The organism is Paenibacillus sp. JCM 9796 (assembly GCF_055379675.1).
Window position 1 is genome coordinate 804,237 of the sequence record NZ_AP043723.1, and the last position, 21,281, is coordinate 825,517.

Consider the following 21,281-nt stretch of genomic DNA (forward strand, 5'->3'; position numbering starts at 1 on the left):
TCGCGGATACCCTCCTCATCATGCGGCGACTTTCTTCCAATCCGATTATTACGTCGTTCCTCTCAACCTCGGATCCAGCGCGTCTCTTAGCGCATCGCCAACCAGATTAAAGGCCAGGACCGTAATCATGACCGCGATGCCCGGAGCAAAAGAAAGCAGCGGATTGGTGGATAAATATTTATATCCGTCATTGATCATGGAGCCCCAGGCGGCTCCGGGCGGAGCGATACCGAGTCCAAGGAAGCTCAGACCGGCTTCAGCGAGAATGGCCACCCCTAAATTCAACGTAATCAGCACGATCAAGGGAGACAGGCAGTTGGGGAGGACGTGAACCAGCATGTTACGAAGGTTGCTTGCGCCGCTGATTTCAGCCGCCACGACATAGTCCGCCTGCCTTACCGACAATACTTGTCCCCGCATTAGCCTCGCATAATTGGGTATCAAGGCAACCCCGAGCGAGATCATGACGTTAGCCAAACCGCCGCCCAGCGCAGCCCCTACCGAAAGCGCCAAGATAATCGGAGGAATCGCCATGAGCGCGTCCATCACCCGCATAATGAAGCCGTCCACAATGCCGCGAAAGTACCCGGCGATCAGACCGAGCGACATGCCGATGCCTCCGGCAATCGCGACAGACACAATCCCGACGGCAAGGGATGCACGCGTTCCGTAAATAATCCGGCTTAAGATATCCCGGCCGAACAAGTCCGTGCCCAGCAGATGCGCCGAGGACGATAGCTGAAGCGTATTGCTCAAGTCCTGCTCGTACGGGTCGTAGGGTGAAAGAACAGGGGCGAATATGGCGCAAAGCACGATTAACAGCAGAATAATCAAGGCCGCTACGACAGCCTTGCGCGCCAGAAAGACGCGGAGAAATTTCCGTAGGTTGCTTGTTCGCGGCGAAAGCTTCGCTGCCGGTTTGGCAAGTGCGGTTTCCATCAAGCTCTTCCCCCTTTATTCGTAATGAATCCGCGGATCCACGTAGCTGTAGGTAATATCCACAATCAGATTCACCAGAGCGACGATCGCGGCAATAACCAATACGCAGCCTTGAACGACGATGAAATCTTGATTAAGAATGGATTGAACGATAAGCCTTCCCATCCCGGGGATGTTAAATACCGATTCAATAAATACCATCCCCCCGACGATATGTCCGAGCTGCAAGCCAAGCAGGGTAATGATCGGGATCAGCGCATTGCGCAACGCATGCTTCACGATGACCAGCCGTTCCTTCGAGCCCTTGGAACGGGCAGTTCGAATATAATCCTGCCGGATGACCTCCAGCATCGCCGAACGGGTCTGGCGGGCAATCGATGCCAAAGACGCCAGCGCTAGAACAAAAATAGGCATCAGCATATGCTTGACGCTTTCGCCAAAGTCTTCCCATGGCGATACATAGCCTTGAACCGGCAGCCATCCAAGCTGCATGCTGAACAAATACACGCCCAGGATCGCGAGCCAGAAGCTGGGAATCGAAATCCCGGAATTGGAAATCAGGAGAACGGCGGAATCCCATGCCGACCCGCGCTTGACGGCGGCGATCACCCCTGCGGGAATACCGATGAGCAACGCCAGCAGCAGCGAATAAATCCCGAGCTGCAGCGTGATCGGCAGACGGGTGGCGATCGTACCGGTCACCGCGTCTTTGTAGTATAAAGATTTGCCCAAGTCCCCTTGGAGCACATTGCCGAGCCAGTGAAGATATTGAACCGGCAGCGGCTGATCCAGTCCCATTTCCTCCCGCAGCAGATCGATCTGCTCCTGGGTAGCCTCGCTGCCCAGCATGATGCGGGCCGGGTCACCGGGAAGCAGCTGCATGATCAGGAAAACAAGCATCGTTACAATGAGCAGAACAATGACGGTCTGCAGAAGCCTTCTTAGGATAAATGTTGCCATTAATGGACGCCTCCCTCGCTCAAGATTAACGATAACGAGGGTAAGTCGGAAGCATGGCTTACCCTCATTGTACCGGCTACTTCTTCAACCACACGCCCTCCGGGTTCCAGTCGAACGCATTCGTTTTATCGAAATCGATGTTTTGCACGTGGGGGGAAATGGCCATACCGCTTACGAGACTGAGAAGCGGAAACCCGATGGCATATTCATCGAAAATCACTTTTTGCAGCTCCAGCACTGCTTTTTTCGAGGCTCCGGCATCCGTCGCTGTCCTTGCTTCGGCAAGCAGCTGCTCTACCTTATCCGGATGGATGATGTGCTTGGCGTACAGCGAGCCGTCTTTGCTGATGATCCGGTTCATATGGATCGAGATATTCGGCGCGAGCGCTCTATAGAACAGAATCATCCCGTCCCACTTATCCGCAATCATCGCGCTCCACTTCGCGGCGTCCACCGTAACCAGTTCAACTTCAATGCCCACCTTGGCCAGATAGCTTTGAACGGCCGTCATGACCTCGGCTCTGGATGCGTCTGTGGTGATCTTCGTCTTGAAGCCGTTCGGATAACCGGCCTCCGCCAGCAATTGTTTCGCTTTCTCCGGATCGTATGCGAATCCTTTCACATCCGGGTTGTAGAACTGGGAAGAGGCATTATTCCACTGGTTGGTAGCCAAGGCCATCCCGCGAAGCACCGAACCGATAATGGCCTTGGAGTCCACGGCATGCATGACCGCCTGCCTGACCTTGACATCCGCGAACGGGGAATTCGGATTGGCGCTGTCGAACATCAGTCCTACACCCAAGGGGCCAGTAATGTTCTCATTCGTACGGATCACGTATTTCCCCGTCTTCTCCAGCTCCAAATAAGTTTCGGCGCTCATTTGCGTCAGGACGTCGCCGCCCCCCGTCTTAAAAGCATTGGCCGCCGTATTCCGGTCATAGATGAGGGAATACTCAATGCCGTCCAAATAAGGCTTGCCCTTCTGCCAGTAATTTTCGTTCTTTTTAAACTTGACCGAAATATCGCGTTCCCAGCTGACTAACTTGAAGGGACCCGTGCCGACCGGGTTTTTAATGGCCCAGTCTTTTCCGTTTTTCGTAATCGCCGTCGGGGATGCCATCTTGACGTAATAGGCAATCGATTCAAGCAGATTGTTGTCCCATTGCTCAAGATTCAGCCTCAACGTGTGGGCATCGATCACATCCATCGATTGGATGCCGTTGACCTCGGGACGTTTGGCTTTCTGGTACTCTTCGATATTCCACTTCACCGCTTCTGCGTTAAAGTCGGTATCGTCCTGGAATTTAATGCCGCTCTTTAATTTGAACGTAAGGGTCTTCGCTTGCGGATCGGCTTGCCAGCTATCCGCAAGCCATGGTGTCATGATCGCTTTTTCATTATAGCGGCCAAGCGTTTCCAATACCGGCTGAACAAAGTACAGACTCGACGATACCCGTTGTTCGGCCGGATATCCCAGATTGGTGACATTATCGAGCACAATAACTTTCAACGTGCCGCCTGGCGTCGGCCCTGTATTCGTCGGTTCCTTCGAAGCTTCTTGAATCGCAGGCTCTTTGCTGCATCCGCTCAGTATTACAGAAATAAACAAACAAGCGGCAAAGCTGAAGTATATAAACCTGGTCATTTCTGACCTCTTTCTCATTCCAACACTCCCTTTTTCAACATACGATTTATTTTTGTACCCACACATCCTCAGGAGCCCAATCGTACCCGTTCGTTTTGAACATCCCCAGGTTTTGGACCTTCGGATTCATGAAGATCGAACTTATCGGACTTGCCATCGGGAAATACATCGCATGGTCATCATGGAGGACTTTTTGCATGTCCAACACTGCTTTTCTGGATGCTTCGGCATCCGGCGCGTCTATGGCGTCCTTCAGCAGCTTGTTTAAGCTTTCCGGATGGATGATGTTTTTGGAGAAATAGGCGGCGTCCTGGCCGAAATTGCGGTAGATTAAGGTCGGAGCGTTAGGCTGCAGCGTTCTGATATAAACCGTCATCCCGTCCCACGTACCCGCTGTCAAAGCGATAAGCTTCGATACGTCCATCGTAACCACTTGCACATCGATGCCTACCTTGGCCAGGTAGCTTTGAACGGCTGTCACTAAATTTTCATAGGAAGGTATCGTCGTGATCTTCGTCTTGAAGCCGTTCGCATACCCCGCCTCCGCCAGCAATTGCTTCGCTTTCTCCGGATCGTAGGGGTAGCCCAACACATCCGGATTGTAAAACTGGGCGGTTGAATCATAATATTGGTTGGTCTCTTCGGCTAATCCTCTTAACACTGATTTGATAATGGCCTTGGTATCCACCGCATGCATGACAGCCTGCCTCACCTTCAGCTCTTTTAACGGGGAATTCGGGTTGCCGCTGTCGAACATTAATCCCAAGCCAATCCGGCCATAGATCTTCGCATTGTTTTGCATGGTCGATTTCCCTAATTTCTCAAGCTCAAGCGTCGTCTCCGCGGTCATTTGGGTGATCACATCGGCGCCCCCGGATTTAAACACATTGCCCGCCGTGTTAAGGTCATAAATGAAGGAGTATTCGATAGCATCAAGATAAGGCTTACCCTTTTGCCAATAATTTTCATTTTTCTTAAACTTGATCGAAACATCTTTCTCCCAGCTGACAAAGTTGAAAGGACCCGTGCCGACCGGATGACTGACCGCCCAGTCTTTGCCGTTCTTTTCCACGGCTGCCGGCGATACCATCAATACGAAATAGGCAATAGAGTCCAGCAAGCCGATATCCCAGGAAGCCAGGTTCAGCTGCACCGTGCTCGCGTCGATCACTTGAATCGATTGTATGCCTTTTACTTCAGGACGCTTGGCGGCCACGTACTGCTCGATGTTCCACTTTACCGCTTCCGCGTTAAAATCCGTACCGTCCTGGAATTTGATGCCCTGTTTGATTTTAAACGTAATCGTCTTCGCCTTCGAATCGCTTTGCCAGCTTTCCGCAAGAAACGGCGTCATCTTGCCTGTTCCATCATAACGGCCCAGCGATTCAAGCGCAGGCCTGTTGTAGTATAGCGTAAACGAGGCTGCATCTGTGGCTGGAAAACCGATATTTGTCGCGGTGCTCGACATAATAAACTTCACGGTGCCGCCCGGTGTCGGCCCCGTAGCCGCCGGATTCGCAGAATTCGCCGGAGCATTCGTCGCTTTCGCATCCTTATCTGAATTGTCCGATGCATCGCAACCGGAAATGATGACAGAGAATAGTAAACAAAGGGCGACGCTGAGATACAATAACTTGGCCATACCTGACTTCTTTCTCATTTGAACAGTCCCTCTTTCTTCGTAAGCGTTGGTTGATCAGCTCCGTCGAACCTGCATGAATATTTGTTCAAATATGTAGTTGGAATAGAAGCACAGTGAAGCTGCGGTGCTTATCTCTACGAAACAAGACAAGAAGTCCTAGCTCTTCTTGGTTATTTCCACAATGCCGTTATCGGCGTCCACCTTGACCCAATCGCCGGTTTCAATGATCTTGAGCGGATCCTCATCCAGGTCGGTCATAGCCGGTGCATGCGTCACCACGGCTCCCAGGGCGACCTTCGTCGTCATCGTATTGAAGAGCATCGCCTTGGGAGCGGTTCCGACCAGCCGCGTGCTATGGAAAATGCCGGACCATCCGGATGAACCTTTGGCACCCGGAAAGACAAGCACCTTATCAGCAAAGCTTTGGCCGCTTAGTTCGTGGCGCACTTCCACAATCTTACCGGTCATCGGATTGACTCCGCCCCATCCCGAGATCGAATCGTGGGTGACCAGAGCCTCCCCTTCCGCGCAGCCGCCGACGATTTTCCTCCCGTGCAGTACAATTTTCTTCATCGCAGCCCCCCGCTCCACTTGCCGGTGACAGCCGCATGGATACAGTCCTCAAGCGATCCAAACCACGTCTGTACGCCGGTGATTGCCGGCAGGTAGTGCGCCTGCTTCGCCGAATCCGTCGCCACAACCTTCGTTCCCGGCGGCAGCATTTGGCTGATTGCCGGACACGTATCGCTCATCAAGAGACCGCCGGCATCGGTAATAATTTGGGTGTATCCATTCTTGTCCGCCAACTGCCGGAGCGCCCTCGGCGTGAAGATCCACAATTTCGTTCCGCTGTTGATCCGCTTCCCTTTCAGCAGCTTGCAGATTTCCCAAATTTGCTCGATGGATGCGTGCGGACAGCCGAGCATGATGAAGTCCACGTTCGTATCTTTGGCGGAAACGTTCAGGTTGTCGTACATTTGCTGCCGTTCCGCCTTGCCGAACTTGAAGCTGAACTGCGGCTTATTCGTTCCGAAAGCTTCTTCTATGGTGCGGGCTTCCGCCGTAATGCCCGGGATATGATACATTTCTACGCCGCCCGATGAAGCGGCCGCAGCTCCAAAATGCTTGACGCGGTAGGAATTCGGCACATGCCGGATCCCTTTCAGGACGGGCACCCGATCACCGATGACTTCGCCGACATAGTAGCCGAGCAGCCCCCAATCGGTCATGCTCTCGACTTCCCATTCAACTTCCACCAGATCCGTGCCCAGCCTGTTTTCGTCGATATGATATCCCCAGTACGGAATCCGTCCCGTGAACATCGCAGCCGCCGTGCTTTCCCTGCCTTCGCAATTGGTGCGCGCTCCGAGAATGGAGTTGATGTACACCACCGCCGAGGACTCCATCCAGGCGCAATGCTCTCCCTTCACCGGCACATTGCCGATCTGGTAGGGCGTACATGTACTCATCAGCTGGATGCCGAGTCCTGCGTTGTACGCTTCGTTCTCCTTCGTCAGCTTCACTTGCTCGGAGGGAGCGCCCAGCGCTTCCCAGTATTCCGTATCCATCCCGGAAATAAGCTGGCAGGAATGGGTCTTGACCATGGGAATCTCGACGGGCTCCTGACTGTCCAGGTTGAATTCGGAAAAGGCGGCGTCGAATCCGTGCTGGCGTGCATAATTCGACATCAGCGGACCCGCAATGGTTACCGCAGTGCTCACATTGTTGGTATGGATCAGCTTCTCCGCTCCCAAAGCCTCGCCGTAGCGAACCAATAAATCCATCGACTTCTGCACGGCCGGCCCCTCCCGGCCATCCAGCATAAACTTTTCTTCGTCCGTTAATCTCATAATCTCATCCTCCGTTCTTATAGTGCGATCGGTTCCATCCACGGGTTGTCGGTGCGTTCCAGATTATCCTTCAGCCGCTCTTGCAGGGCGGCGATGTCGATTTGATGGACGCTTCCAGTTCCTGCAAGATCCAATGCGTTAGCCGCAGCCGCTCCCATCGCAATGCAGGGTCCCATTACGCGTACGCTCGAGAGGGCGGCAACGTCTCCATCGATGCAGCGTCCAGCCGCAACCAGGTTATCGACATCCGGAGGCGTCAAGCTCCCCAGGGGCACGTAGTGAACGTGGTCATCGGGGTAAGGCTCCCAAATATAGCCTTCCGCATGACTATGCAGTTCAACCGGCCATGCCGTACGCGCGATTGCGTCCGGAAAACGCGTGCCGGCGCGCACCTCTTCAACCGTCAACTGCTTGCTGCCGACAATCCAACGCGTCTGGCGAATTCCGGCAAACCCGTAGCTGCGGACGCGTGCTTTGCCGAAGCAAAGCGGAAACTCACCTTTCAAGAAGTTCAACGCTTTGTCCGCCTCTGTTTTCCCCTCGATAGCTTTCATGGAAGCGGCCACCGGTTCAAGCGGCGTTTCCACATGGTTCATATTGACCAACGCGGTTCCCTTCCCCGGGAACGGTATAGCAAAGCCGTCCTTACGGACGATTCCGTAATCGTCGGCTCTTTCTTTCAGTCTTGCGCCAATGACGCCAAATCCCGGATAGTTCTTTTCGTCGATCCCCTCGACCACCATCATCTGGGAACCGTAAACCGCAACCTCGGCCGCTTCCCGGCAAGGAAGCCCGGCATGCCACGCCAGCGCTGCGTCTCCCGTCGCATCGACAAAGCCGTTTGCAGTAACGCGCACGTCTCCGTATCGCGTAGTCAGCTCAATCGAGGTAATGCGCCTTCCTTCACGGTTCGCTCCCCTAAGTATGGCGCCGAGAACGACGGTGATGCCGGCAGCGCTCACCGCCTCCTCGATCCAGCGGGATAAGGCGATCTCGTCATACATGACCGCATTCGTCGATTCCCAGTGAAAGCGGACCCCGCCGACAGCGCCGAGCTCACGCAGTATATCGTCGGCGATTCCATGGGTGAACTGATAGCCCTTCTTGCCGCTCGAAAAAAGACCGCAGAAGGTGCCGATGATCGAGTTTACAGCCTGGCCGCCAAGGGCCGGAAGCCCGTCGACCAGCGTCACTTTACGCCCGAGCCGCGCAGCTTCCAGTGCGGCCGAGATGCCCGCGATTCCGCTGCCTACAACGCAAATATCCGTTTCCACCTCACGCACGGGACTCTCATTGTTCTTTTGCACCACGCGCGTGGCGGTGCTTGCTTTTGCTCCCTCTATCATATCGAACACGCTCCTTATCCATAGATAACGTTCCTTGTTCCAACCCGACCTTACGGCATAACCACATAAATGCCCTCATCCTCCACTTCCACGGCAATCCCTCTCAGCTTGGTGTCCGTATCGACAAGATGTCGTCCGGTTTTGAGATCAAATTCCCATCCGTGCCACGGACAGCGCAATATTTCCTGATCGCGCCCGAACTCGTAATCATACACCATCGATGGAAGACGCGTCCCGCAAACCTTGCCTACGCAAACCGGCGCTGCCGCATGCGGACATACATTGCGCCATGCATAATATTGACCGTCCACCATGAAAATTCCAAGCTCCATGCCTTTGACCTCTACAAGGTGTCGCCCCTTCTCCCGCAGGTCGGCGACTTTGGCAACCGCGTGTCTGGTCATCCGGCGACTCCCCCAATGCCGGCACCTTCCACGACTTCCTTCAGACCGTACACATCCATTGCGGTTTTGGCGGCGATTTTTTCTCTTAACTCTCTTGGGAACGAGGCAAGTGCCATTTTCGGATTATCGAAATCCCAATGCGGATAGTCGGAAGAGAACATGACCATGTCTTCAGCGCCGCACATGTTAATAATATCCACCAGATGCTGGGGTTGGGTCGGCTCCTCGATCGGCTGCGTCGTTAATAACACATGTTCTTTGATGTATTCGGACGGGAGCTTCTTCAACCAGGGCACCGTATCCCGCAGTGCTTTGTAGTTTTTATCCATCCGCCACATCAGATGCGGAAGCCAGGAAATGCCCCCTTCAATGGCGACGAATTTCAGCTTTGGAAACTTTTCAAATACGCCTTCGCAGACCAGGCTGTTCACTTGCGACATATAGTTGATCGGAATAATATTTTGCCATTCCATATAACGAGTCGGGTATCCGGAAGGCGTGGGAGGGTAGGTGGGGCCAAGTCCTTCATTCCCCGGATGAATGGCCACAGGCAGCCCGTGCCTTTCGGCGGCTTCATAAATCGGATGATAAAATCTTTGTCCGAACAAAGTCCGCGACGCGCTGCACATCATGACTTGTACGATATCCGGATGGCCGGCCAGCCGTTCAATTTCCCGGACTGCTGCATCCGGATCGGCATGGTTGATCAGAATCGACCCTTTGTACCGGGGACTCGCTTTCAACCAGACTTCGTTCTGCCAATCGTTATGAGCAGACGCGACCGCATTGGCATAGTCCGGATCATAATTTAAGGAAATGCCGATCATGGAGGCGTTTCCGGTTAAGATCGCATAATCAAAGCCGTATCTGTCCATATGGTCCTTGAGAACAAACTCCGGGTCGCTTCCGGGGTAGCCGCCTTTTTCCGGCTTAACGTCTTTCCGTATATAGCCGACGGCACTCCAGGATTTTCCTCCGACGCCTATTCCTTGTTCCAGCCATTGCTGATGCCACTCTTTGGGTAAAAAAGGAAGAAGTTCTCGGGGACCGGCTAAATCATTGTGTAAATCGGTATCAATCAACCGCGGGGCTGCAGCCATTATATTCATGCTCCTTTCATTCATTCATATCGGTAAGTCAAGAACCGTGACCGACAGGCGCGTTGCTTGCGGGAATGCCGCGCTAGTTGGCAGCGCTTACATCAATGCCGTATAGGCATCCGGCCACACGACCCATTCACATCTTTCCTCATGGCGAATGCTGGACGGTGGCCGGGATCATTCTGTTACAAGGACTTTAGGTCCGTATCCTTTATTCGCCGCTCTTGAATGGTGAACAAATGAATACGTACCCGCTGCAAGCTCCGGGTCATCCGGCGTCCTGACGTTGTGGGCTTCTGCTCTTTTGAATGGCCTCGACGCGCTTCATCATATCCGGGTCATCCTTCGGATCGGGCAGAACCGAAAGTACACGGTTATGCAGTTCAATCAACGGCTCTCTGAATTCCGCATAGGGAATAATATAAAGCTCATTGTTCCGGATTGCCTCCAGCACCTTCTCCGCCAGGATGACAGGGTCCAGACCGGGCTCGATGACCGCCTTCAGCCCCTTCATGATCTCTTCATCCTCATGGTAGTAGCCGGTATTGGCGAGATGCTGCGGACGCGTGCGCACCGCCTCGTGAATATTCGAATTCACCGCCCCCGGGCACAGCACCGATACCCCGATATGATGCGGCTCAAGATCTATACGGAGAGACTCGGTCAATCCCCGCACGGCAAACTTTGACGTGCAATATACACCGGTACCGGTCATGGGGGTAAAGCCTGACATCGATGCCGTATTCACAATATGTCCGCCCTTGCCGTATTCGATCATTCTCGGGACGAAGGTCTGGATGCCGTTGATGACGCCGCCGACATTGACATTCATAATCCAGTCCCAATCTTCGTAAGTCGCCTGCTGCATCGGACCGAAAATACTGACTCCTGCCGTATTGCACAACAGCTGCACCGGACCGAATACGCGTTCCGTCTCGTCGGCCGCCTCGGCCATCGCCTTACGGTCCGTAATATCCAATCGAATGGGATGCACCTGTGCATCCGTTTGTTCGAAATAGGCCATCGCCTGATCCAGGTGATCCTGACGGATATCGGCGATGACCACCTTCATACCGGCTTTGGCGAAGACTTTAGCTTGCCCTAAAGCGACTCCGCTGCCTCCTCCGGTAATGAATGCAACTTTTCCCTTGAAATCTTGCATGACGTCCCTCCCTCATCGGTTTACGGCGCGCACCAACCGCCCTGGCCGGCTATTGCTTCGCCACCGGATCCGGAGTGAGCAAGGAGAAGGTCGTTTCCAATACATCGTCCAGTTGCTCTAATTGCGGAAAATGCGAGGTTTGATCTAAAACTTCAACGGTTGCGCCCAAAATTTCCTTCTGAAACACATACGCATAATCGACTGGAAGAATGGCATCCTGCTTCCCCCAAACAATACAAGTCTGGGCTCGTATCCGATGCAGACGACGGCGAAGACCTTTGTCCGGCAGCGGCCACAGGAACCGGGAAGCTTCCGCCATAACGACTTGCTGATCAATCAGTACCTCCAAACGTTTATCCGCATCCTCCGGTAAAGCAAAATGGGCTTGGGCCAGCGGAGATTCATTATCGTAAAATAATTTGGAATTTAAATCGCCTTCCATGGAGGCAGATCTCTTCTCAATCTCTTCGTCCCACAATCCCGCTGCGCAAAGCAGCAGCAGATTCTGTACTCGTCTCGAGTCGGTTGCCGCCAATTCTGCAGCCAGCATGCCCCCGAAGGAATGACCGATGATATCCACATTCTCGATCCCTAACAAATCAATCAAATCAAAGTAATAAAGCACGACATCCCACAAATTCCGAAGATCAAGTTCATTACAGCTTGTAGCCCCCCCTGTTCCCGGGAAGTAAGGAGCGTAAACTTTATATTCTTTCGCTAATTCCTCTAAATAAACATCCCATTTCAACCCCCCCGCTCCATGCAGGAAGATGACGGGCTTGCCTTCCCCGGCAACGAGAACTTTCGCTTGCGCGCCTTTGCGCAGCTGGATGGTCAGCAGTTCAGGTGACGACATGATATGACTCCCCCTTAAACGGAATTTTGGGCCAGGCCCGCATGATTTAAACGGTTGTTCGCAACTTCCGGCCATCCGACAACAGGCCATTGATCATCCCAAATATCATGCAAATACGGCATGACTTCTTTCGAAAACAGCTCAATATTTTTAACGGCTAAATGATGCGGCATGGAGCCGATATTCAGATGCGCCGTAATATTACCCACGCGAAGCGATTTAATCATTTCTCTAAGCCTGTCGCGAACGGTCGCAGGGGAACCGGCTATGACGTTGCCCGCTTCAACAATCTGCTTCCAGTCAAAATCAGTTTTTGTCGAGTATCTGCTCTTACCATGTAAAGCGAACTGACTCACCAAGCTTTCGGCTACACTTCTAGCGGTACGGTATCCTGGAGCTTCCGCATATTTAGCCGGAATGTGCATGAGTGTTCTCAGCATGTAGCGAAGATGCTCTTCATAGTCCTGCTGAGCCCGTTCATCGGTTTCGGAAACTAGAATCACCTGATTAAATCCGGCCCAATAAGGATTCAAATCTTTCCCAAGCTTCTGACGATGCTCCCAGAAACCATCCATAAATTTCTTCGCCGTCGCATATCCGCTATAACTGAGATAATAGTAAGGAAGATCGTTCTTGGCACAGTAATCCCATGTTTCTACACTCCCGCTCCCGGGAAGCCAGATCGGCGGATGCGGCTTTTGATAAGGGCGAGGCCACAGGTTGACGTGCTTGAGCTGCGTATATTTGCCGTTGAAAGGGAAAACTTCACTTCGCGTCCACGCCTGTTTAATGAGGTCGAGCGCTTCATAGAACCGGGGTCTTAATTCAGCAGGGGGAATGCCGTATACGTAGTTGGTGTCCATGGAGGTTCCGGCCGGAAAACCTGCCACGACACGCCCTCCCGTAATGTTATCCAGCATAGCCAGTTCTTCAGCCACGCGGATGGGGGGATTGTACAGAGCAATACTATCGCCAATGAGCACAATACATGTTTTTTCCGTTTGGCGAACTTTTCTCGCCAGCATAGCCGCCATAATGTTCGGAGAGTTATCCAGTCCGTAGGCATTGCCGTGGTGTTCATTGAAACCAACCGCATCAAAGCCTGCGTCGACAGCAATCTCATATTGGTCCACATATTCGTTAAACATCAAATGACCTTTTTCGGCGTCATACAATTCGCTCGGTATGGTCACCCAAACACTTTCATGATTTTGCACAAAGTCCTCGGGTAAATCCCGGTAAGGCATGATATTCACATAAATAAACTTCACTGGTTTTCCCTCCCAAGTCTGAATTTACAAACTGCGCTTCCAGGCCTCAAGATGATACCGCTTACATTTAATTTTTATGTGTGACCTTTTATAAAAATAAAACATCTATCTAACTGGTTTCTTACAGGATCTTCGTATTTTCTTACAGCTTAGCCTAAACCGTTAGAAAATATTGAAAATCTAACAGGTCGATAACCAAACAAAAGCGCGCAACCACATCTGTGGATTGCACGCTTATCGTTGTGGCACGCCTGTCGGCATTCAAACCGGGGATTTCTGCAGGAGCGCCTGTATTTCCTTTTCGAATTGTTGAACGGATTCCCTGAAGCCGTTGATGCAATTCTTCCGTCAGTCCAAAGCTTCCATCCTCAGCCCGATTCACCTGCACGTCCTGGGCATAAACGCCTTGAAGCTGATTGTTAGCGCCCAATGAGGAAAGCACCGGCTTTAAAGCATAATCAATAGCCAATAAATGAGCAATTGTTCCTCCTATCGCAATAGGCAAAATCACCTTTCCCTGAAGCCCCTTTTGCGGAATCAGGTCAAGGAACGTTTTTAGCACGCCGGTATAAGACGCCTTATAGATGGGAGTCGCTACCACAACCGCATCCGCCTGCTCGATGAGTCTATTGGCTTCAATAATAGCCGGACTGTCGAATTTGGTGTAGATCAAATCCTCGGGCGGCAGGCTTCTTACATCAATTCGTTCAACCTTGTGATCGTGCAGCAATGCTTCAACTTGCTGCAAAACTCCATTCAAGCGGGATGTGCTTGAAGTACTTCCAGAAATAATAACGACATTGGACACGAATCCCACACTCCTACTATGATGTCATTTTGTATCGACAAGCAAGCTTATCAGAACGAATTAAAATAATTCCGATAAACTAACTGCGTTATAATGATGCTAACACCGTCTCCGTCAACCTGTCAATTCTTCGAGCTCATATTTTCTAATTGAAATTAAGTGCCGTAGGTTACAAAAAATCGTTTTTCCAGTCCCCGTTAAAGTGCGACCGGGTTCAAGCTGCGAACACGCGGGAAAATCTCCCTTGCAAAGCGCTCCATCTCGGCTTCAAACGGTTGGAACTGCAGCATAAACAGTTCGATGCCAATCTCATGAAACGCTGCGATCCGCTCGGCTACCTGGTCATAAGAACCGACTAGCCCCGCTGCCGTGCCCCCGTTCGTACCTATAGCCGGATACTTGGCAATCGTTTGAAACATAACTGCTTTCTGGTCCGCATGTCCGAAGAGCTGTTCATTCAGATGCTCGTCGGCCTTTGCATATTCCCAAGCTTTAGCCAGCTCGGCCTGTGCTTCCTCCTCCGTCTCACGCGCAATGACAAAAGCGGACAGCCCAAAGCGGACGGGGACGCCTTCCCGTTTCCGCCTGGCAACGGAACGGATGAGCCCCTCGACATTCTCAAGCGGCTGCCCATTAATAAACCAGACGTCTCCCAGTCCCGCAGCCAAATCTCTCGCCGGCTCCGACTCTCCTCCCACATAGATGGTAGGACGATGCCTTGTTTTCGGTCCCGGGTTCAATTCAATTCCATCAACGTGGAAGTACTTGCCTTCAAAGCTGGTTTTCTCCCCGGTCAGCAGCGAACGGACGATCGTGAGCCATTCGGTTCCGTAAATATAACGCTCGTCATGTTCGGCAAATGGAATGCCCGATTGGAGCAGCTCCGGTTTATACCAAGCATTGACCACATTGATCGAGAACCGGCCGCTGCTGATCTCTTCGATGCCGAGAGCTTGCTTGGCGAGCACCACCGGGTGGAAGAGCGTTGGCTTTATCGCGGCGATAATTTCAATGTTTGATGTTAATGAGGCAAGACCAGCGGCTGCGGTCCAGGTCTCCAAAATATCAATTTCATGTCCGTACGGATTGACGATATGCTGGGCTATAAGAGTTGAATCGTAGCCGAGCTTTTCGGCGGACAGCACCAGCTGCTTAGCTCTTTCCCAAGAAGCGTCAAAGGGGTCCTCCGGATGTGTCGTAGCCCCCCATGTTCCATAAACCGGTGTCCAAATTCCAAACCTAGGACCTGCAATTCGACTCATGTTTACATCCTCCTTGATTTAAAAAGTTAAATGATAGTTGATAAATTTAATCCTTTATTATTTAGAAATAAAAAATCCATTCTCTCTGAGAGAATGGATAATCCGGTGTCCCGGTCAAATCCTATTAATTCAATTGGATTAATCAAATTATAGAATTTATCCGTTTTTTTGTCAATTCAAATTTTTCAAACTATAGCGATTACAGGCAAAACTAAACGGCCTCAGTCCAATTGAATTTAGGACCAAGGCCGCTTCGGTATTTAAGGACGGTTCAGGTTCGTTACATCATCCATAAACTGAATCGTCGCATGGATCGCGCCTTCCAGCTCCGGCGTCGTCGTCCGAAAGGGATGCACGGCACCGAACGTATGCGTGCCGCCTTCGATCGTGACGATCCGGTCGCTGTGCTGCGGCGCCGCCGAACGCAGCAGCTCGAACCCGGCCTTGAGACGGGGGGAGTCCTGATCACCCTGCACTTGAAGCACCGGAATGTGGAGGCCTGCCAATCTTTGGGCAATGTCGAAGCGATCGCCGTTCGCCCGCAGGTCCTCATAGAAGGACGCACGTATCGGCATTTCCTGCTTCGTTCTGACATTGGCGACGTACGCTACGCTTTGCTCGGCAATTTGTGCTTTGAACGCGTCGTCGAACAAATCGGTTTTCCCGATGCCGTTCCAGGTGACCACCGCTTGGACCTCCGGGTGCTCGGCTGCAAAAATAATGCTTGTCCCTCCACCCTTGCTATGGCCGAGCAGTATCAGGCGCTGCAAGTCAGCATGATCGGCCAGCGGCAGCTTCCTCTCCCGCAGCGCCTGAAGCAGCGTCTCCAGATCGGCTTGCTCCCTGGAGTACGTGTTGACTGCGAATTTATCCAGCTCATCGAAATCGGTCTCGTTCACGCCATTGCACGAGAAATTAAACGTAACGACATAGTAATTGCGTTCCGCGAACCGCGAGGCGGCGTAAGGGAAGAATCCCCAGTCCTTAAATCCTTTGAAGCCGTGGCATATCAGCAGGACCGGCTTCGGTGCCGTCTGTCCCCCTGCCGCCAGCCTGACGTCCCCGCGAATATACAGCGGCTCTCCGGTATCGAGCTGACCGGCCGGCAGCGTAAAACGTTCATGAACGATCGATTCATCCCTTTGCGTCATAGGTTAAACACCTCTTCGCTTCATTTTCGACTGTTCCCATCGGAATGTTAAAATTGTAGCATAGGAACTTCACTTGATAAAGTGCAAAAGCGATATATTAGAATATTTTCTTTATATTCCCATACTCCGGGTTCATTCATTGCGTCTCTCCCAGCTTTGGAAACAAGCGCTTCTCCGGCGACCAATAAAGCAGCGCTGCCTTGAATTTGTGCACATAGGCAAACTTGCCGTTCTCGCATATCGCATAGTTGTACAAAATTTCCGCAGCTTTTCTTCGGTCCGGTAACCCAGCTTTTCGCGGAAGTTGTTGGAACATTCAACTTGGAGCGCGATGGATTGATTGTTCGAATAGTCTATCCAACGATCCCGCCAAAAGTTGAATATATTGCTACAGACATAGCATGCGAGCTCTATGACTCTTTGTTGACGCTTACTTTGGGACAGCCCTTCTGATTGCCAGAAAGCGATGCGTCTCTTCGGTTTTCAGATTTTAATGTGGATATCCCAGACGGGGGGTTCTCCCTTCACATTCACTTCCGTTTCTAATTGGGTCGCGCAATTGGGGCAAAAAAACCGGCGAAAAACCATATCCTTATCCACATATTGACGGGAATCGACATTTTGGGGATTTGCCGTTTGAACCGATTCTTCTTTCATCACCGTGTAAAGCTTATAGTTTTTATCAACAGAACTGATATTGTGGGCGCATTTGCGACATTGGATATGCCGGTTACCCTCATTCGTTACTTGCAAATATTCGCTTAAAATCAAGGCCATGTTTGATCGTCCCCTTTCCCTATCAAGCCAGTCTTGCTTGGCGAATTTGTTGACGGCGCTCTTCCGTTGCCGGTTCATCCAGTTTTCCGTTTCCATCAAGCAGCACACCATACACATCATAGGCAACCTGCTGACTGACTCTGTTTTCCAGAACATCCTCGCGAACTTTGTCCGGTTCCCGGTCCAAAGGATCGCCGTAGCCCCCGCCGCCCTGGAAGCAAAAGTAGAACACATCGTTTTTTTGTTGAACCGCATCTGTTTTAGGCTGCCAGATTTCCAGTTTCCCTTCCATCTCCGCAAAATCTTGCGGAATCAAACTTTGACTTAGCAGCTGGTGAATATTCGTATCACGCATCATTTTAACTTGTACGGTATTCGAAGGATACCCGCCCGAAATTCCGGCGGAATTCGGAATGGCTGCACCGAATGAACTGACGGTCAGTAACATTTGTTCCGTGTCATGCGGAATCCAGCAAAGCTCCGCACCCAGGCCGCCCCGATATTTCCCCGGGCCGCCGGAGTCCGTTTTTTCCCGCCGGTACAAATAAAGAATGGGGAAGAACAGCTCATTGCTCTCCACGTTTGGACACTGTCCGCTTGGTGTGCAGAGTAAACCTCCCGTATCTACACCGTCGCCGAAACTGCGTGCTCCAAATCCGCCTGCCATGGCATCCATAATCATGGTCAAGAACGGGTTGCCGTATTGATCAAGGCCCATCGGTATAACCGTAACCCAAGATCCCGCTGTTCCGGCTACCAGTCTGTCTTTATGCTCCGGATGCCCCATCAGCAGCTTGGAAATCGTAATATTCGCACAGTTTCCGGCCAGCCAAGCTGAGCCTGTCGCCCCCATGCTAACCCCGGCAGGATGCTGCGCACTCAGGATGGTGCCCGGTTTGGCTTCCACCGTAAACACGCGCTTAATTCCGCCCACAGACCAAGGGATATCATTGCACAAAAGCTGCAGAACCGCCTGCAGGACCGCTCCGGCCGTGCCAGAAATCAGTGTAGCGTTAATGACTCCTATTTGAGGATCGGTTTCCGAAAAATCGAATATCAATCGGTCATTATCTTTCGTCATCGTTAGAGCAATCTTATACACACCGCGATCGCCCTTCTGCGCTACATCGTGAAAATCCACATGCCTGAATGTGCCATCCGGTAATTCCTTTAACCGATTGCGAAGACGAAGTTCCGCATAATCCAACGACTTCTCCATAACGCTCTTCACCGTATCTGCGCCGTAGCGTTCAACCAGCTTCAGCAAACGGGATTTTACAATGTTAATGGAAGCGATATGGGCCCGCAAGTCAATGGCCAACAGCGCAGGGGCGCGTGTTTGCCGCATCCATAAATCTTCGATATCGGACTGAATCTCCCCTTTTTTAACGATTTTGATCGGTGGCCAAGGTTGACCTTCCGCATATAAATCATTGGCGTCGATACAGAAACTTCCCGGATTAACCCCGCCTACATCGACTTGGTGGATCGTCGAACCGGTCCAAGCGAATAATTTGCCATCCACGAAAATGGGAGCGATCATAGCCATGTCATTTTGATGGAGCGCCCCGACCCAAGGATCGTTGCAAAGGAAAATGTCTCCGTCTTCAATTCCCGGATTTTCCGAGCGGTTCTCTAAAATCCATTTGACAACGGAATCCATAACACTGCCTAGCATGACGACACCTGTGCCAAGTACAACAATTTCACCGTAGCTGTCGGAAATCATCACGTTAAAATCGTGTGCATCGGTGGCAATCGGCGAGCCGGAAATTTTCTGGATCGTTTTTTCCTGTTCATCGGCGATTTGCCACAGTTTATGAAAAACAACCTGGTAGGTAATCGGATCAACCTCATGGGCGCTTTGTTTTTCATAAATCGGGGTTTTCGCAGAAATTTTCAAGTCAGATGCTTTTTTGAAATCCATGGTGAATTTTGACATTGCATACCCTCCTTGCCGTTCTGTTATTTGAACAACTTCATTCAACCGAATTATGAATAATGAGGCTGCCTAACGAATCGACTTGAACAGTTTGGCCTGGATAGACGGGAATGGTCGTAGTAGGAAGTTCGATTACAGACGGACCTGCAATCAAATCCTTATAACTTGCAAGGTTACCGCGATATATGGTTGTATCCCTGTATCCGCCTAATTCCTTCCAGTAAACAGAACGGTTGGTTATTACGAGCTGCTGCTCAGCCTCATTCGCTGTTTTAGCTTCAAGCGACGGCTTCGGAAGTTTTCCATAGGCATTAACCCGGTAACTCACGAGTTCAATGCCGCCCTCTTTAAAGGCAGAGCCTTTTCCATACAAGGTCTCGTAACGGGATTCAAATTCTACAACCACTTGCGACAATGCTTGCTCATGAATGGCGCCGCTTGGAAACGGCACATCCACTTGATGAACTTGCCCCTTATAACGCATTTCCACCCAGCGGTCTAAACGGATATGTTCGTTCTTAACATTCTCTTCCAACAATTGGGTTATCGCCTTATCCTCCAAATAGAGGAAATTATCTTGGACTTGTTTAACGTTCCAAGGTGCTACGGCCGGGTCGGATATTTCATAGACGTGTGAAATGTCGGAGCTGGATATACCGAAAGCGGAATATACGGCGGCGGTTTCACCCAAAGGCACGATCATTTCTTTTACGCCAAGATCCCGGCCGTATGCCGTGCCATGCGTAGGTCCCGCTCCGCCATAGAGATAAATGATGAAATCCCTTGGGTCGTATCCGCGTTCAATTGACATTTTTCGAATGAGATCCGCCATATGGGAATTCGCGATTTCTACAATACCGGCAGCTGCGTCCTCTACGGACAGGCCAAGCGGTATCGCAATTTTTTCCCTTATGGCCTCAACGGCTTTATCTTTGTACAGCTTTACTTTTCCATCCAGGAAATAGTCAGGATCAATGAATCCCAGGACAACATCCGCATCCGTAACGGTAGGCTCCGTTCCGCCTTTGCCATAGCAAACCGGACCTGGTCTAGCCCCCGCGCTATCCGGACCAACAAGCAATGTTGACCCGACATCTACCTTAGCAATACTGCCTCCGCCCGCACCAATGGAAACAATGTCGATCATAGGCAAAGAAAGCGTATATTGATTCATCTCGGTCGTTGACGAAATGACCGGCTCCCCGTTCACGACCAGCCCTACGTCAAAGGTCGTGCCGCCTACATCCGTACAAATCACGTTGGCATGGCCATATTTATTGCCGAGAAACTTGGCGCCCATTACACCGCCAGCGGGGCCGGACATCAAAGTCGTAACGGACAACCGCTCAGCTTCGTTTGCCGGCATTAAACCGCCGATGGACTGCATAATTAGAAGCTGGGTTTTTAAACCTTTGGAGCTTAACCCTTCATAAAGCTTATTCACGTATCCGGACAACAAGGGTGACGTATAACTGTTAATAACGGTCGTTGCGCTCCGTTCATATTCGCCAATTTTAGGTACAATTTCACTGGATAAGGAAACCGTCATTTCCGGAGCCAGTTCTTTAACAAGCTTCTTTAATATTTGTTCATGCTCGGGGTTTTTAAAGGACCAGAGAAGGGATATTGCAATCGCTTTCACATCTTGATCTAAAAGACGCTGTATAGCTTTACGGGAATGTTCGAGATCAAGCGGCGCTATCACGTTTCCCTTGTAATCAACGCGCTCGTAAACTTCTTCTATTAACTGCTTGGGAACAATGGCCTCAGGCTTGCTTGTTTTGGATAATTGAAGCTGATGAACCGGCATGCCTGCCGTTCTGCCCATAATTCTCATCATATGTAAAACGTCTTTATGCCCGACTGTGGTTAGAAATCCGACCTTGACCCCTCTTCTTTCCACCATAGCGTTCGTCGTTACCGTTGTACCATGGATGAACTGTATCGTACGAGGCAGCAATTGCTCCAGCGTCAATCCGATTTTTTCTGCCGTGACCCGAACGGATTCGAGAACCCCCTCCGAAAAATCCGGCGGGGTCGAATGACTTTTACCGACGGTAACCTGCCCCTTACTATTCACGATGACACAGTCGGTAAACGTCCCCCCCGTATCCACTGCAACAATATACTCTTCCACTTCCATTTTCATTCTCCTTTCTAAATTTG

At 51.3% G+C, this 21,281-nt stretch carries 18 protein-coding genes and 1 pseudogene; 1 reads left to right on the forward strand and 18 read right to left on the reverse strand.

All coding sequences use genetic code 11. The features are described 5' to 3' along the window. Window positions 1-48: 48 nt before the first annotated feature. The 15 genes and pseudogenes from ACZ439_RS03985 to ACZ439_RS04055 form a co-directional block, all read right to left on the reverse strand. Window positions 49-939 (reverse strand): ABC transporter permease, encoded by an 891-nt coding sequence (locus tag ACZ439_RS03985; RefSeq protein WP_127610768.1) that lies wholly within the window; start codon window positions 937-939, stop codon window positions 49-51. Between the two features lie 15 nt (window positions 940-954). Further along, window positions 955-1,899, reverse strand: coding sequence for an ABC transporter permease (locus ACZ439_RS03990; protein WP_127609616.1), 945 nt, complete (start codon window positions 1,897-1,899; stop codon window positions 955-957). A gap of 76 nt (window positions 1,900-1,975) precedes the next feature. Then, window positions 1,976-3,544: an ABC transporter substrate-binding protein gene (locus ACZ439_RS03995; RefSeq protein WP_464620649.1), complete on the reverse strand. Its 1,569-nt coding sequence runs from the start codon at window positions 3,542-3,544 to the stop codon at window positions 1,976-1,978. A 46-nt stretch (window positions 3,545-3,590) separates the two neighbouring features. Beyond that, the gene (locus tag ACZ439_RS04000) at window positions 3,591-5,204 is read right to left on the reverse strand and encodes an ABC transporter substrate-binding protein (protein ID WP_464620650.1); all 1,614 of its coding nucleotides are present in this window, start codon (window positions 5,202-5,204) and stop codon (window positions 3,591-3,593) included. Window positions 5,205-5,342: 138 nt separating this feature from the next. Continuing rightward, complete coding sequence (locus tag ACZ439_RS04005) at window positions 5,343-5,759, reverse strand: aconitase X swivel domain-containing protein (protein ID WP_054795331.1); 417 nt, start codon at window positions 5,757-5,759, stop codon at window positions 5,343-5,345. Further along, window positions 5,756-7,036: an aconitase X gene (locus ACZ439_RS04010; RefSeq protein WP_054798871.1), complete on the reverse strand. Its 1,281-nt coding sequence runs from the start codon at window positions 7,034-7,036 to the stop codon at window positions 5,756-5,758. The genes ACZ439_RS04005 and ACZ439_RS04010 overlap by 4 nt, the downstream gene beginning before the upstream one ends. Window positions 7,037-7,053: 17 nt before the next feature. After that, the gene (locus ACZ439_RS04015) at window positions 7,054-8,382 is read right to left on the reverse strand and encodes an FAD-dependent oxidoreductase (RefSeq protein ID WP_127609622.1); all 1,329 of its coding nucleotides are present in this window, start codon (window positions 8,380-8,382) and stop codon (window positions 7,054-7,056) included. A 50-nt stretch (window positions 8,383-8,432) separates the two neighbouring features. Next, on the reverse strand, window positions 8,433-8,786 hold the full coding sequence (locus tag ACZ439_RS04020; RefSeq protein ID WP_054795330.1) for a Rieske (2Fe-2S) protein: 354 nt from the start codon (window positions 8,784-8,786) through the stop codon (window positions 8,433-8,435). Continuing rightward, window positions 8,783-9,886 (reverse strand): amidohydrolase family protein, encoded by a 1,104-nt coding sequence (locus ACZ439_RS04025; RefSeq protein ID WP_127609626.1) that lies wholly within the window; start codon window positions 9,884-9,886, stop codon window positions 8,783-8,785. The genes ACZ439_RS04020 and ACZ439_RS04025 overlap by 4 nt, the downstream gene beginning before the upstream one ends. 268 nt (window positions 9,887-10,154) lie before the next feature. Further along, window positions 10,155-11,048: an SDR family NAD(P)-dependent oxidoreductase gene (locus ACZ439_RS04030; RefSeq protein ID WP_054795329.1), complete on the reverse strand. Its 894-nt coding sequence runs from the start codon at window positions 11,046-11,048 to the stop codon at window positions 10,155-10,157. A 49-nt stretch (window positions 11,049-11,097) separates the two neighbouring features. After that, a complete protein-coding gene (locus tag ACZ439_RS04035) occupies window positions 11,098-11,904 on the reverse strand; it encodes an alpha/beta fold hydrolase (protein WP_054795328.1) in 807 nt (268 codons plus the stop codon). A 14-nt stretch (window positions 11,905-11,918) separates the two neighbouring features. Next, window positions 11,919-13,175: an LLM class flavin-dependent oxidoreductase gene (locus ACZ439_RS04040; protein ID WP_127609630.1), complete on the reverse strand. Its 1,257-nt coding sequence runs from the start codon at window positions 13,173-13,175 to the stop codon at window positions 11,919-11,921. A 325-nt stretch (window positions 13,176-13,500) separates the two neighbouring features. Further along, window positions 13,501-13,983, reverse strand: a pseudogene (ssuE, locus tag ACZ439_RS04045) (NADPH-dependent FMN reductase); the annotation flags it as partial. A 197-nt stretch (window positions 13,984-14,180) separates the two neighbouring features. Continuing rightward, a complete protein-coding gene (locus ACZ439_RS04050) occupies window positions 14,181-15,245 on the reverse strand; it encodes an LLM class flavin-dependent oxidoreductase (RefSeq protein ID WP_054798867.1) in 1,065 nt (354 codons plus the stop codon). Window positions 15,246-15,505: 260 nt separating this feature from the next. Next, window positions 15,506-16,396 carry an alpha/beta hydrolase gene (locus ACZ439_RS04055; protein WP_054795325.1) on the reverse strand — a complete coding sequence of 297 codons (891 nt, stop codon included), beginning with the start codon at window positions 16,394-16,396 and terminating at the stop codon, window positions 15,506-15,508. 336 nt (window positions 16,397-16,732) lie between these two features. Between ACZ439_RS04055 and ACZ439_RS04060 the strand changes: the two genes are divergently transcribed. Beyond that, window positions 16,733-16,849: a hypothetical protein gene (locus ACZ439_RS04060; RefSeq protein ID WP_464621106.1), complete on the forward strand. Its 117-nt coding sequence runs from the start codon at window positions 16,733-16,735 to the stop codon at window positions 16,847-16,849. 30 nt (window positions 16,850-16,879) lie between these two features. Here the strand turns inward: ACZ439_RS04060 and ACZ439_RS04065 are convergent, their stop codons facing one another. Genes ACZ439_RS04065 through ACZ439_RS04075 form a run of 3 tightly spaced genes read right to left on the reverse strand, consistent with a single transcriptional unit; the run spans window position 16,880 to window position 21,258 of the window. Further along, window positions 16,880-17,173 carry an acetone carboxylase subunit gamma gene (locus ACZ439_RS04065; RefSeq protein WP_164751933.1) on the reverse strand — a complete coding sequence of 98 codons (294 nt, stop codon included), beginning with the start codon at window positions 17,171-17,173 and terminating at the stop codon, window positions 16,880-16,882. A gap of 22 nt (window positions 17,174-17,195) precedes the next feature. Next, window positions 17,196-19,115 carry a hydantoinase B/oxoprolinase family protein gene (locus ACZ439_RS04070; protein WP_464620651.1) on the reverse strand — a complete coding sequence of 640 codons (1,920 nt, stop codon included), beginning with the start codon at window positions 19,113-19,115 and terminating at the stop codon, window positions 17,196-17,198. Window positions 19,116-19,152: 37 nt separating this feature from the next. Continuing rightward, complete coding sequence (locus ACZ439_RS04075; RefSeq protein WP_181410153.1) at window positions 19,153-21,258, reverse strand: hydantoinase/oxoprolinase family protein; 2,106 nt, start codon at window positions 21,256-21,258, stop codon at window positions 19,153-19,155. Window positions 21,259-21,281: the final 23 nt, after the last annotated feature.

Bases quoted from the DNA above. Each gene is read 5' to 3' on its own strand.
- ACZ439_RS04050 (WP_054798867.1), bottom strand. From the start codon at position 15,245: ATGAGTCGAATTGCAGGTCCTAGGTTTGGAATTTGGACACCGGTTTAT.
- ACZ439_RS03985 (WP_127610768.1), bottom strand. From the start codon at position 939: ATGGAAACCGCACTTGCCAAACCGGCAGCGAAGCTTTCGCCGCGAACA.
- ACZ439_RS04010 (WP_054798871.1), bottom strand. From the start codon at position 7,036: ATGAGATTAACGGACGAAGAAAAGTTTATGCTGGATGGCCGGGAGGGG.
- ACZ439_RS04075 (WP_181410153.1), bottom strand. From the start codon at position 21,258: ATGGAAGTGGAAGAGTATATTGTTGCAGTGGATACGGGGGGGACGTTT.
- ACZ439_RS03990 (WP_127609616.1), bottom strand. From the start codon at position 1,899: ATGGCAACATTTATCCTAAGAAGGCTTCTGCAGACCGTCATTGTTCTG.
- ACZ439_RS04005 (WP_054795331.1), bottom strand. From the start codon at position 5,759: ATGAAGAAAATTGTACTGCACGGGAGGAAAATCGTCGGCGGCTGCGCG.
- ACZ439_RS04025 (WP_127609626.1), bottom strand. From the start codon at position 9,886: ATGGCTGCAGCCCCGCGGTTGATTGATACCGATTTACACAATGATTTA.
- ACZ439_RS04055 (WP_054795325.1), bottom strand. From the start codon at position 16,396: ATGACGCAAAGGGATGAATCGATCGTTCATGAACGTTTTACGCTGCCG.
- ACZ439_RS04020 (WP_054795330.1), bottom strand. From the start codon at position 8,786: ATGACCAGACACGCGGTTGCCAAAGTCGCCGACCTGCGGGAGAAGGGG.
- ACZ439_RS04035 (WP_054795328.1), bottom strand. From the start codon at position 11,904: ATGTCGTCACCTGAACTGCTGACCATCCAGCTGCGCAAAGGCGCGCAA.
- ACZ439_RS04070 (WP_464620651.1), bottom strand. From the start codon at position 19,115: ATGTCAAAATTCACCATGGATTTCAAAAAAGCATCTGACTTGAAAATT.
- ACZ439_RS03995 (WP_464620649.1), bottom strand. From the start codon at position 3,544: ATGACCAGGTTTATATACTTCAGCTTTGCCGCTTGTTTGTTTATTTCT.
- ACZ439_RS04065 (WP_164751933.1), bottom strand. From the start codon at position 17,173: ATGGCCTTGATTTTAAGCGAATATTTGCAAGTAACGAATGAGGGTAAC.
- ACZ439_RS04030 (WP_054795329.1), bottom strand. From the start codon at position 11,048: ATGCAAGATTTCAAGGGAAAAGTTGCATTCATTACCGGAGGAGGCAGC.
- ACZ439_RS04000 (WP_464620650.1), bottom strand. From the start codon at position 5,204: ATGAGAAAGAAGTCAGGTATGGCCAAGTTATTGTATCTCAGCGTCGCC.
- ACZ439_RS04015 (WP_127609622.1), bottom strand. From the start codon at position 8,382: ATGATAGAGGGAGCAAAAGCAAGCACCGCCACGCGCGTGGTGCAAAAG.